The 13,308-nt window shown below is 41.3% G+C and carries 6 protein-coding genes; 3 read left to right on the forward strand and 3 right to left on the reverse strand.

The annotated features are described in order from the left end of the window. Positions 1–608 precede the first annotated feature (608 nt). Positions 609–4,409 (reverse strand): nSTAND3 domain-containing NTPase, encoded by a 3,801-nt coding sequence (locus FBF61_RS21785; protein ID WP_138481346.1) that lies wholly within the window; start codon positions 4,407–4,409, stop codon positions 609–611. A 497-nt stretch (positions 4,410–4,906) separates the two neighbouring features. On the opposite strand from FBF61_RS21785, the gene FBF61_RS21790 reads away from it, so the two are divergent. From FBF61_RS21790 to FBF61_RS21800, 3 genes are read left to right on the forward strand one after another with little or no spacing between them, the layout of a single operon-like run. Continuing rightward, entirely contained in the window at positions 4,907–7,012 is a 2,106-nt protein-coding gene (locus FBF61_RS21790) for an ATP-dependent nuclease (RefSeq protein ID WP_138481348.1), read from the forward strand. Continuing rightward, positions 7,003–8,757, forward strand: a complete 1,755-nt coding sequence (locus FBF61_RS21795; protein WP_138481350.1) for a UvrD-helicase domain-containing protein — start codon at positions 7,003–7,005, stop codon at positions 8,755–8,757. Before FBF61_RS21790 ends, FBF61_RS21795 begins: the two co-directional genes overlap by 10 nt. Positions 8,758–8,779: 22 nt before the next feature. Then, complete coding sequence (locus FBF61_RS21800) at positions 8,780–9,355, forward strand: hypothetical protein (RefSeq protein ID WP_138481352.1); 576 nt, start codon at positions 8,780–8,782, stop codon at positions 9,353–9,355. 89 nt (positions 9,356–9,444) lie between these two features. On the opposite strand, the gene FBF61_RS21805 is transcribed toward FBF61_RS21800, so the two are convergent. Beyond that, the gene (locus tag FBF61_RS21805) at positions 9,445–11,289 is read right to left on the reverse strand and encodes a UvrD-helicase domain-containing protein (protein WP_138481354.1); all 1,845 of its coding nucleotides are present in this window, start codon (positions 11,287–11,289) and stop codon (positions 9,445–9,447) included. After that, positions 11,286–13,274, reverse strand: coding sequence for an ATP-dependent nuclease (locus FBF61_RS21810; protein ID WP_138481356.1), 1,989 nt, complete (start codon positions 13,272–13,274; stop codon positions 11,286–11,288). The genes FBF61_RS21805 and FBF61_RS21810 overlap by 4 nt, the downstream gene beginning before the upstream one ends. Positions 13,275–13,308: the final 34 nt, after the last annotated feature.

Below are 13,308 nucleotides of genomic sequence, written 5' to 3' on the forward strand. Positions count from 1 at the left end.
GGATGGAAGACTACAATCGCTTTCATCCGCATCAAGCACTGGCTGGCTTAGCACCGGCAACGTTTGTCAAGAAACTAGAAATGGATAAAGTCTAAACGTACACTGTCCTCATTAGGGTAAGGCTTCACTAACACCATCGTCCGATAAAGGTGGCACCACCTCCGAAATGTATTTGAATGCATCATCAACTTTAGGTACTGTAATATTCATAAGCAGAAATGTGATTGGAAGTTAAAGAAGTATAACAACGCGACAGAATAATTTATTCATAATTCTGACCTTAAATTCCATATATGAACATCAATATAGTTCAAATAAAATTGCTATGCTTTATGGCAGCCAGTTCCAGAGAGGAATGTTTGAGAATTGGTAAATTTAAAGTCTTCAATATTCAAAGATGGCCGTGAGATTTCCATCTAGCAAACGTCTCACTAGAAAATCAGCTCTACCGAACCTGCGGTACTTTCTGTTCAATCTTTTAATTTAACCCGTTTGGGAATGTTAGGAACTGGCAAACACTGTGTAAGCAGTGCCATGACGGCGAAGAAACAACGAATTGAGAATGTCAACCAGGCTAAGCGGATCAGCGGCGATGGGTGAAAATGATTTCACTCACCCAATTCAATAAAATCTCTTCTCATTTCTCGTAACTTATCCTGCTTGGAGTATTCAATCTCGCGCTCCCAGTCTCGAATATAATCCAAGTAGTCCAGTGAATCAGGCAGTCCTTTGACCAACTCAATAAGCGATTTTAAGAACGTGATACGCGCCTCAATTCTTGGCACTCGGCTACCTGTGTATACTCCGTTGGTTTCAAGCCAGTATACCTCTAAAAATTTCGGCTCCTTGTTTACTGTTAAAAGCTGTGTCACAAAATGGAGCAATTTGTATCTAAATTGGTAAGTAATTACATTGAATATCAAACGTATATGTTTGCGAGACTTACAATTTTTGGAGATAAATGAGCTTATATAGGCTTCAACGCGATCAGTTAAGTCTTTGATACTTTTGTCTATTCGGAAAAGAACTCCCGCCTCTCCTTCAAAATTTGAGGTAAACGGAAACTTTTTCATGATTGATTCAATAGCAGAATCCACAACGTCTGTATAATCAGGCTCTTCCCAAACGAAACTCAAATCTAGGTCACTGAACCAATAGCTAGCTTTCAATTCCTTCCTTGGTAGCTTATCTAAGAGATTTATTATAAAGCGCTTATCAATTGAGGTGATGGCCTGAATCTCTTTTCCACCATGATCGTAGCGTGGATCTTTCTCCCGCTGATAGTAGAATATTTCTTGTAAGAGATCAGGTCTATCTGTAAAATATTTGACACTTAATTCGCAAATCTGATCTTCAAATACCAGATTCTTTTTCTTCAATCTCACTAGCAGATTCTCAACTAAGTATGTCACAATGTTCGGGTTTGACCCTAAGTCTTTATCGGGAATTAATGATGTCGATCTATATACATTTTCGAATCTGTCTAAATTTTCGAAGCTATAAAAATATAACCTCTCATCTGTCCTGGATAGAAAATCGAAATAATTGACTAATACTAATTCATTGATGCAGGTTTCGTCAATAGATTGATAGTAAGAAAGCATCATGAGATGTCTACGAATGTAACTCTGATTATCAATCGACTTAAAGATTTCATTGCAAGGCAGCAGCTTCATTCTTAGTGGATAGGATATTAGTACACCATAATCAATTTCAAATGAAAACTTATCACTCAATATTAAGTGTAATGCTTTATAATATAATTCTGGTTGTTTTTCTGCTAATGAATGAAACAAGTAATAGATTGCGGTGCCTACCCAATGGTTATTTCCGTTAAGTGTGTTTGTTGATTCAAATATCTTGTTACAATTGCTGATGATATCTCGAACTGTTTCAAATGTTGCACCATCCGTTCGTTTTTGAATCGCCTTTCTCAATACCTCGTATCGCTCTGATCCTGGCAAATTTGTATCTCTTATTATTGACTTAAATTCATTTGCAAATTTGAGTATTTCAGAATTTTCAAAATTGTCAAAAATATCATCTACGGGTTTGTTATGTCTTATGAGAACATCTTTGTAAATAATCGCTATTACACAATGAGCATATTCCTCGATTGATAAATTGGAATTTACAAATTCATCTACTAATGATTTTTCGGCCTCTGCAATATTCTCATCAAAATGCTTTAATGTTCGTAGATATCCATTGAGTGTGTTAAGTACCTTAGCCGGATACTCAGAAAATAGTGAGAATAGCCGTTTAAGGATCAGCACACGGAGCTCGATTAGTTTATCTGTTTTAACTGGCTTAAAGGTGTAGATAACAAAATGCCCGCCTGATCCTCCTTCGTGTTCGCGATACTCGGCTTCTAAAAAGGACCATGCAGTTGACAGGAAGATCCCATCACTTATTTCCTTCTGGCTTTTTCCGAAAACTGTTTTACTCAAAGACTTGAAAAGCGAGAACTGTCTTACGTAATCTCTTTTATAATCATAGCGTTTGAAAGACGTATGTTCTACTAAGAATTTTAATATCTCCGGTATCCGTGAAGGTTGCTGATGCATCAATTTGATTCCGAGATCGATAGCCTGGGTTGTGTAGGGAGTGTCTGTCCGCCAGAACTTCATCAAGAGGCTGATGTAAGGAGGTGCTGACACGAAATCATTCACTTCATAGTCATATTCTATTGTGTCAACCTGAATGGGGTCAGCTGGCAAATGATCTATCCAGCTCTTTACAAAGTATAGTGTATCAATCTCGCGATAAAACCAAAAAATGTCGAAGAATCGGTGCAGATCTCCGCTTCTGGACGCTACCAAATGCTGGATTTTTATTACTTCGCTTTCGAGAGAAGGTTTGAGTTCTTCATACCCAAATGTATTTATAAGATCGATTACATTCTTTTCAATTGTGTGTGGAAATTTGTCAATAAATTCGCTTATCCATGTTGAATAATCTAATGAATATGTGCGGCTATCAATGAATGTTTTGTACATCGAGTAAACAGCCAAAACTTGATCGCTTACTTTTGCAGTCTCTCGATTAAAGATGTCTACCATTTCTGATTTTTCAAGATCTAGCAGATTTTCCCACAGCTCGTTCCAGTTTAGGCTAAATCTTGTTTGCAGAACTTGTTTTGTTACTTCATCATTTTTGTCGAGTGTTCCGAAGAATGATAAAATTCCTAATGCTTGAAGCTTTGTTGATTGTTCAAATGCTGATATATCAAGTCTAACGTTCTTAAAATATTGATCGTAAAGTGAGAAAATGTCTTTTAAAATTTCAATATCCATTTTTCGTAATATAGACGTAATCGCCATTATCGCAATTCTGGTGTTGCCTTTCGAGATCGAGACGATTCGATCTATAACCTGTTCATTGACATAAATGCGTTCGGGTATTTGCTCGTCTATTATTTTTCTCAGGTCAGATTCATTTTGTGTCGATATGGTTAGCATTTGATGAGGAAGGTTCACCAAGCTTTTTTCCAGTTGATGGGTAACGTAATCCCGCACCGTCACTATAACTTTTACTGATCCGGTCTGTCTCCCCTTGATGAACTGAACAAGATATTCGAGATTAGGAAGCGCTTTATTTGCGTCGTCGAAAATCAATACATATTTATGTTCCGGTAGAAGAAAGTTTTGGAGATCGTCCCAGATGGGAACTGGACTGCTATCGATAACCCTTATTTCATAACCTTGCTCTTTTTCCATATGTTCTGCCAAATGAACAGCGAATTTCGACTTTCCTACACCTTGCCCTCCCTTTAAAACTAGTAAGTCACTAAATGACAGCATTGTAAGCGCTTCTTGAATCTCGGCTTCTCTTCCAACAAATGGATTAGTTAGGGCAGGTTGAATGCCGCGTTCAGAAATAGCCAGAAAATCGGGCAACGTATAAAATGTCCCCTGGGTGGTTTTTACACCGGGAATGTACTTATCTGCAAGGCCTGGATAATACAGCAAGCGGAACGGAATTTCTTGAATTGAGTATATGACTAGTTCAGCAAGTGAATTTTGTTTTTTGACCAGATTGTTAAGCTCCTGGATTTCATTTGGCTTAATTTCCTGGTTAAAAGCAAGAATCACTTTCGAAATATGCTCCATTGCAATGCCAGTCTTCTTGACATTGAAACAATGAAGAATGTCTTTTCGCAATTTCTTTTGGAAAGTCGCGCCCGAAGAGAGCTTCTCTTGTGTAGTCATCTCACAGAACACAAACAGACCGTCACTTTCAACGAAGAAGCTGTCAGGACTTCCTTTGCTTGTTTTATTCTTACCAACAACAGATCCAGGAGATGAAATGAACTTATACCCTTCCAGGAATAAAAGATGATTCATCATCTTTTGAAATGTCGCTTGATCGATGCCTAATAGGTATTGTTCGATAATAGTTGTGACCATCCTTGTCCTTCTCAGTTTAATGTCAATATAAAAAAAAGTCTAGCAAATGGTGCGGTGACAAATTGGGGGCTAAAAGGTTGATCAGTTTAATGAGAAGATTTAATTGTTCGGTTCCAACAAGTCGTCATCGCGCTTGAAACGGGTGGTTCGATATAAAATCGCTGAAGCATTTCTTAGTTCACTCCACCAATGAACTAAATGGCTAGCACGCCTATGCATAAGCCATATTCAAATCCATTCGAAAGCCCAGCGCTGCCCAACACTGACAATCCTTTTCTGAATGACGACGCTCTAAATCTACTTCAGGTATTTCAAAAATATGTAAAATCACTAATAAATACCTGTTACATTTCCAGGCCAGCTCATTATTAACTTATAATACACTAAAAACATAATATTTTTTGTAAGGAAAATGCTAGTTTTATGGCATAAACCTTCCGCAAACAGGTTGGATATAAAAATCTAATGCTGTTGCTCCATGCCTTAGCAATTGCTTTATGTACATATCTAAAATCATTATTGAGGGATTCAGAAATTTCCCAAACAATACAATTGAGTTTAATGATGGCGTCAATGTAATTATTGGCCATAACAATGCAGGAAAAACCAGTCTATTAAAGGCGATAGGTCTTCTCATAGATCACAACATGCCCAAAAGGCTAGAGATCGACGATTTTTCAAAGAATGTTGCACTGAGCGAATTACAGGCTGAACCTCCTAAGGTGAGCATAACGCTGGTGATAGATCAGACCACCGGTGAAGATTTAACGGGCGATGACCTGGTTACGGTGGCCGATTGGTTGACCAAGCTTGACGAGCCTTATAAGGCTGTCTTGACCTATAAGTTCTTCCTTCCCTATGAGAAACACGAGGATTACAAAAACACCCTCGCTACATGCGCGAATAAAAATGACGCGTGGATTGCCATTAGACATGATTTTTTGAGATTCTACACTAATAAAATCTATGGCGGAGACCCGACCAACAAGTTAGTTGCTGACAGCAATGCGCTTCAAAAATTTGACTTTCAATTTTTGAATGCTATTAGGGATGTAGAGAGGGATATGTTCACGGGAAAAAACACAATGCTTCGTGACGTCCTCGATTTTTTTATGGACTATGACATCAAATCTGCCGATGAGAGCGTAAAAAGCAAAAGTGCGAAGCACGCAGAAATTAAGGGCCTAAAGTCTGAGTTCACAACAAAGGCCGGCGGACTTATTGAGGACCTGCAAAATCGCATGAGAGCAGGCAAACAACATATTTTATCATATGCTACCCAGACAGGAGCTACGTTCAATAACGCGCTTCCGGACTTCGACGGCGCGATCTCCGACGTAGAACTGTACTCCGCGCTAAAACTTATTATAGGCTATTCCGGACTGGACATCACCATACCTGCAACGCACAATGGGCTGGGATACAACAATCTCATTTTTATGTCCCTTTTGCTTGCCAAAATGCAAGTCAACGCCGACGGCAATTATCTAGGCAGCAATGCAAAAATTTTTCCAGTCCTGGCAATAGAAGAACCAGAAGCTCATCTCCACCCTTCGATGCAGTATAAGTTTCTCAAGTTTCTGAAAGAAAACATGAGCGAACGCAAGGTAAGGCAGATATTCGTGACGACTCATTCAACCCAAATTACCTCTGCTGTTTCGTTGGACGAGATTATCTGCCTGCATAACGAAAATGGCATTATCAGCGCCGGGTATCCGGGCAAGGTGTTCCCAGATACTACTGATGGTAAAGAAGCTAAGGCGTATGTCCAACGTTTCCTCGATGCAACACGATCCGATATGCTATTTGCCCAGAAGGTTATGCTAGTCGAAGGGCTAGCAGAGGAGCTGTTGATTCCTACACTAGCAAAGTACTGCAATAAACACCTTGAGGACCACCATATTGCTGTCGTTCCAGTCGGAGGCAGGTTTTTTGACTATTTTCTCATGCTTTTTGATACTGACAACCCCTATGCTATTCCTAAAAAAGTCGTTTGTATCAAAGATCGTGATCCGGAACGAAAGCTAAATGATGATTCCTACTTTGTTAGGTGCTACCCGTTCGAATTTGAACAGGATGCCGCGAATTATACTTATCAGGATCATTTAACCACGAAAATATCGAAGTACGTTGCTCACCGTAACATCCGGTTCTTTGGGCAAAACCATCCAAAGGGCAAAACATTTGAGTATGAACTCAGCTTGTCAAACGCAAACTCGAAAATACTTTTAACCAAGTCAATCACAAATAGAAAAGAGCTCGTGGATCTGATAGATTTTTATGAGAAAGGAAACCCATTGAGTGATTTTTTGAACCGACTTGGACGGAGCGATTCTAACATCGCGTTAAAGGCGTCAATTAGCGCCAACGTCGATCCCTCTTGGACGGATGAGGATAAAAAGAAAGCTTTGATAGCTACACGATATCTAAATTCTGTCGGTAAAGGTGAGAATGCACTCGAACTTGCCAACCACCTCGAAGCAAATCTTAAATTGCCGACCGTAGCAACTGCTAGTCCTCAGGGAGGCCAGGCTATGCCCACCAGGGAAGCATTCAATGTTCCTTTCTATATACAAGAATCAATCAATTGGATATGTCAGTAACTACCATTGCGTCAGATGATGCAATTGATATTGAAAAGCCTTTCAGAGTCAAAGCAGGTCCAGGAGCGGGAAAAACCCACTGGTTGGTAGCTCATTTAAAAAACGTCCTCACAAACTCTAGAAGATTGGGGTCTTATCGAAAAGTTGCCTGTATCACCTATACAAACACGGCAGCGGACACAATAATTAGCAGGCTTAATGAAGGCGCCGATAGGATCGAAACTTCTACCATACACAGTTTTATATACAATAATATCATCAAGCCTTACATGCATTTCATTGCCAGTCAATATGACTTCAATGTCAAGTATATGGACGGCCACGACGAACATTTCATTTCCCGTAAGTACATAAAGGAATGGGTCGATGCTCATCCTAACCTTGCGAGGCTAAGCAATCCATACACTAGAAACCAATTGCTGAAATTGGAAGGCAATTTGAAGGCATTAGGTAATTGGTTGTCGTCCATTGATTACAAATTCGAGGGCAGGGACCTAGTAATCTCAGCAGATAATTCCAAAGCATATGACATCGCAACAAATACACGCCTGGGAAAAACAGGATGTCTAGATAAGCTGGCACCGGCATTGCTCGAGTATAAGAAGATCTTCTGGCGTAAAGGGAGGCTACATCATGAGGATATATTGTTTTTTGGACATAAGCTCATAACTCAATATCCCTTCATTGTCACCGTCCTGCAAGCAAAATTCCCGTACTTTTTTATCGATGAGTTTCAGGATACAAACCCGGTACAAACGGAAATTATTAAGCTTATTGCGCAGAAAGAGACCATCGTAGGGGTTATCGGAGACAGGGCGCAAGCGATCTATAGTTTCCAGGGAACATCCTCTGCGGACTTCGACAGGTTCACTTTAGTCAATCAACAAGATTTTCTTATTGAAGACAATAGACGAAGCACCGACAAAATTGTTCAGGTGCTGAACCACCTTAGGCCTGACATTCGGCAAAAGCCTTTGCGAAATGTTCCAGGTGCAAAACCAGTGCTTTATGTGGGCACCAAAGAACACGCTTTCACTTATGCACAAAGTATTTGTGGGAACGAAGCCCTTATAAGTCTTTCGCGAGACAACGTCATGGTCAATGCCATGAAACGACTTTACAATGCCGCTATTCCAAGCGTAAATCTTTTGGACGAGCTTTTTGCTAAGGACAATGCCGATCGGGTGAAGGTAGTTGTTCGATGCATTAGGGCTGTGGAGCTAGGCGTTGAGGGCAGATATAAAGAAGCAATAAAAGAAATGGAAAAGAACAATAGCGGTATTTCGGACAAAGTGCTACGGAGGAAAAAATCCTTCCACCAGTTGTCGTTGCTACTGTCCCGATACTCCTCATATAATAATGAGCCGCTCTATTCTTTTTACGAACTTGTAAAAACACATGTCAATGCTTCGATCCCTTCACTTATACGTGGAACGATCAAAGACTTTTACATGAACAATACTTTTGCTCAGGTAGGATTATTTGTGGACACAAAAAATGACATGTCTCCCTGTAAAACGATCCATAAGGCGAAGGGTGATGAATTTGACAATGTGTTTGTGACCATGCTTGGCAGCTCCGACGTTGGCTTTCTGATGTCTCCGGATTTGAATGTTGAGGAACAGCGAGTGAGGTATGTCGCTTTGAGCAGGGCAAGAAATAGATTATTTATTAGTGTTCCTTCTCTAACGGCCACTCAGGAAGCTACTCTCACGACATTATTTGACATCCAGCGGCCGATTTAGAGAGCTTTATCATCAACTGTTAATGTTATTTATTATTCTTATGCGAATCGGATGTATTGGGTGGGGATCTCTTATCTGGAAGCCCGGCGACCTTCTGGTCGATAAAAATTGGCGCGACGATGGGCCTCAACTACCTATTGAGTTTCTAAGAACGTCGCAAGATGGCAGACTCACGCTGGTAATTTGCGATTTGTTCCCCGTTATTTCCACCTACTGGTCATTGATGACGACAAGCAATATTCCGGAAGCAATTGAATCGTTAAGAGACCGAGAAAACTGCCCGACGGCCAAGCCAATTGGTATGCTAAAGAGGCTTGACCTAGTCCCAGAAAATGCCGTTAAAAAGACGATACATAGTTGGCTTCAGAGCAAGGATATTGATGCCGTTATCTGGACGAATCTCGGGCCCAAGTTTAACGATGAAAGAGGGCGAATCGCAACAGTAGAAGAAGCATTGGATTATCTGTCTAATCTGTCTCTCAAAGAACAAGAGCTAGCTGAAGAATATGTTCGGAAAGCACCTGGAAAAGTTGCTACCGTATATCGCTCTAAGTTTGAAGAGGCGTTCGGCTGGGTACCGATCTATCCTGTACGATAGTCGAGCATTCCGCAGCGCCAATCAGGTCTTAAGGTTTACATTATGGGCTCGTCTCTCTACCAAGGTATCTTGGAGTTTTCGCTTGCTATTTACATGTCGGCCACGTCCACCAAGCCGGATTGCATAAGCGTGTCGACAATTTCCTTTATTGCACTTACCTTTTGAATACGAATGTTTCCATAGGCATCCGTTCTGGATCGGGAGAACGTGAAAACCACCCTTTGCTTCGCCCGCGACAGCGCCACAAAGAAAGTGCAGTTATCTTCGCTAGCTTGGTCTTTATAAGTCCAAAATGCTCTGTCTTCCAACCCCACAAAAATTACTGTGTGATATTCCAGGCCCTTGCTTTTATGAACCGTCATTACTGGAATTGTATTTTCCCCAGCAAAACGATTTATTGCCTTTACTATGCCTTGACCGGGAACCACATTTAGTTTCAGCTCTTGAATGAACTGGATAATAGTCAGATCCAGAAAGGTATCGTTCGTATAGATTGGATAAGCATTTTTTATACGGCTCCTTCCTGCAAATTCTATCAATTCCTTAACAATCAGATCAATTTCACTCTTCTTAGAAGGTTTATAAGTCTCCCGGACTTTGCGCGTAAATTTATAGAACGATTTTTCTAATGAAAGCAGATGCTCGTCAGTCATCTCGGTGCTGGTATTAGCCAAAAACGAGAGACAGATCCTTTTTGACTCTCCCGACCTTTCGTCATAGATGACATAAAATGCGTGAATAAAGTATTGCACCAGCTCCTGGCCAATCAAATCCTGCAATAGACTTTCATCCCTGGCAGCTAAGCCATTTTCCTGAAAATAAGCAATTAGATTGCCCACATATGTTTGCAGGCTCCCTTTGACCAAGATGCAGATTTCGTTTGCTTTTAGTCCGTCAATTTCAATCCAATATTTAACTTGTTTTAGAAGGGAGGCCATTTCAGCTTTCTCTGAGCTATAATTCCAGAGAAAACACTCGCCCTCATCCAACGGTTTCCGGCTGTCCGCTTCCGCAAAGTCAGTTTTCCCTAAAAGATGTTCGGTTAAATAATTAAGCAAGGCTACTAGGCGTGGTGCACAGCGGAAATTCATTTTCAACGTTTTCAAAATCGCTTGCAGTTCTTTTTGATAATCTTCAAAAACATTTTCCTTCGCACCTGCCCACAACATTATCCGCTGTTTGTCGTCACCCACGGCTGTAAACTGGCAGTCACTTCCCCAAAAACAGCTCTTAAAGAACTCGTACTGAATGGAGGTAGCATCCTGAAATTCGTCGAGGAACACATGACTATAGGTCTGTCTAAGGAAAGACCTAACCGGTTCATTGTTCGTAATGATATATTCGGCAAGACGCATGATCATCTTGAAAGTCAGCTTGGAAGGAACCGAGCCAAGCATTTGTCGCCAGGCATTTATTCGGGCAATGTCCCCCTGTGAATTATTCTGAAGCGGAAACGCAGAAAGGGTGTGAAATGACATCAGGTCCGTGTCTTGATTTTGAAAGCGAAAGTCGCGATCAACACTTTCGTAATAGTCTAGTATTGCCTTGTCATTCAATAATACCTGGTAGTCCTTCGAAACTTTCAGGTCTTCATACAATTGGTTACGAAAGTGGTCGAGTAGCAGTTTTGCGAACGTATCAAAAGTCCATGAGTCAAAACGCAATGAAAGCTCCTTGCCGCAGCGGAGACGGGCACGGTCCTTTAAGTTGTAGGCCGCATCCCTTTTGAAGCTTATAGCAAGGATACGTCTAGGGTATTTGCATTGATTGGTCTGTAGCAAGAAGGCAGCTTTCTGTGCAAGCAGTTCTGTTTTTCCGGCTCCAGGGCCTGCTACTACCAAAAAGTTTCCGGCCTGAGTGATTACGTCAATGGCAACTGGTTCAAGTTGAAGACCGCCATAGGGTACCCAATCCGTTGGTTTAATTTTTTTCATCCTCCATTGTTTAGCTTTTCATTGATCCTTTCGAAAATTTCGTTAAAAACGAGCGGAAGGCCTTTCTTTAATTCCTCGTCTGTCATCAGCGACATTGCCTCAATGTGTGTGGCCGGCTTCCCCCGGCCAAGAAAATGATAGTTATACCAGACCATTAATTCCTTTTGTTCTTGGCTATACGAGTTTCCTTCCGCTTTTTCAGACTTCAAGGTAGCCCTCACGGCAGTCTCTATTTTCTTGTAGAATTCATCCGGATCATCCCCGGGGTCCGGAATGGCCGGTCCACCTCCATCTGGGATGGCATCCTTATAAAATTCTTCATAACTACTCAACATAAGGAAGTCGATATCGAGTGGAGCAGAGTAGAATACATCATAATTCTTGACACGATTTACCCACGCATTCAAGTTTTGTTCGTTTGCGATATCCCATGTATGCATAGTATTCAAAACTTGCTCAGACAGCACACTTTTGTCACCAAGTACCAAAAGGTCGTTTTGCTCAAATCCAACTAATAATAATTGCTGAAGTGCATATTTGATTCGGCCCCATGCGCCACCAGTTCTCTCGAGATCAAAATCCAACAATGTCACATACGGGATATCCAATGCATCGAGCAACTTCCAGATATGATTCACGAACCTATGACCAAGCGGGGCAAACGTAATGATGTTATCGTCAAAATCAAGGTCGAACACGCTCATTAGCCGGTTAAAAATGACCTCTTCACTTTCGCCTTCACCAATAACCACGACCTTGGCAAAATATATCTCCGGATAATTAATTACCGCTTGGCGGATATACTTATAAGCTTCTGAAGTTTTTTTCGGCAAAGCTATCTTACGCACCTTCGTCTGATAAGACGAGCTTATCCGGAAGTGTCTAATAGCTTCAGGATCGATCCTTTTGATAATGGCCGGAGTATGTGACGAAAGGATCACCTGAGAGGTGCCGGTCTTGGAAATCCTATCAAGAATACGAACGACCCTGCCTAACAGTTGCGGGGCTATATGGTTTTCAGGTTCCTCAATGGCAAACAATGTCAGCAATGGTCGGCTTCTTCCTATTTCATCTTCTTCGGCTTGAGCAGCAAATTGTTCTTCGATGTCTAGGAACGAGCAAACAAGGGTCAGATAAAATAGTGAGCGGAGTCCATCACCAAGTTCATCGATCCGAAAGTCACTCCTTGTCGAGGTTGGGCCGAAGGAGATTTCGAGTTTTTTCAGAATCGAATCGAAATCACTGTCCCCAAACCCTACTTTGGTCTTCCGGTATCGTTCCTCCCTGTGAAATTGTTGCCAAAATTGGTTTATGGAACGTTCTACCATATCAAATTCCGGCAATGCACTAAATCCTTTATTAATTTCTTCTATCTGCTCCTTAAATGTTTTGGTAAAAGCCGCAGACCATTTTATTTTTCTTAGAACCCGATGCAGGAGGCTTCCTGATGCATACTTCAGGTGCTCGGAAGGGCGACGGATGGCCGGTACGTAAATGACTTGGATAAGGCTGCGCAGGTGATTTGGAAAAGGAAGTTTATCACCATCGGAAATCTGCTCGCCCTCCGGCACCCGTATAGAGTATAGACTCGTCTCGATCTCCCCGTCGGGTTCGATGTGAGATTTTTTCCAGTTGGACTCCAGCCGAAGCCTTAGATAAGGAGTTTCTCCCGACTTGCCGGCTACCATTCCAGAAAAGAAGTGTGGGACCGCCTCGGGATTGTCACCAAAACTAAAACGGGTCTCAATGGACAGGAAACGTTCAGCAACATCATCGGTGACTTCGTCCTTAAAATGGTGAAAGTCTTTCGCCTGGAACTCGCGCTCAGAAAAAGTTGAACTAAACATCTTCCTAAGTGCGTCCATCGCCGATGTCTTGCCGGAACTATTCAATCCAATAAAACCAGTTAGATGAGGTCTTATTTTGATAGTAACTTCTTCGCCAAAAGAACGAAAACCTTTGATTTTTACTTCAGCCAATCTCATTGGAATGTTAGGGAGGTTGTAAAGTTTGTTGTTT

This window comes from Dyadobacter bucti (assembly GCF_005869225.1).
Classification (GTDB): domain Bacteria; phylum Bacteroidota; class Bacteroidia; order Cytophagales; family Spirosomataceae; genus Dyadobacter; species Dyadobacter bucti.

Excerpts from the sequence above, each read along its gene's own strand:
- FBF61_RS21785 (WP_138481346.1), bottom strand. The coding sequence starts at position 4,409 with ATGGTCACAACTATTATCGAACAATACCTATTAGGCATCGATCAAGCG.
- FBF61_RS21790 (WP_138481348.1), top strand. The coding sequence starts at position 4,907 with ATGTACATATCTAAAATCATTATTGAGGGATTCAGAAATTTCCCAAAC.
- FBF61_RS21795 (WP_138481350.1), top strand. The coding sequence starts at position 7,003 with ATGTCAGTAACTACCATTGCGTCAGATGATGCAATTGATATTGAAAAG.
- FBF61_RS21800 (WP_138481352.1), top strand. The coding sequence starts at position 8,780 with ATGTTATTTATTATTCTTATGCGAATCGGATGTATTGGGTGGGGATCT.
- FBF61_RS21805 (WP_138481354.1), bottom strand. The coding sequence starts at position 11,289 with ATGAAAAAAATTAAACCAACGGATTGGGTACCCTATGGCGGTCTTCAA.
- FBF61_RS21810 (WP_138481356.1), bottom strand. The coding sequence starts at position 13,274 with ATGAGATTGGCTGAAGTAAAAATCAAAGGTTTTCGTTCTTTTGGCGAA.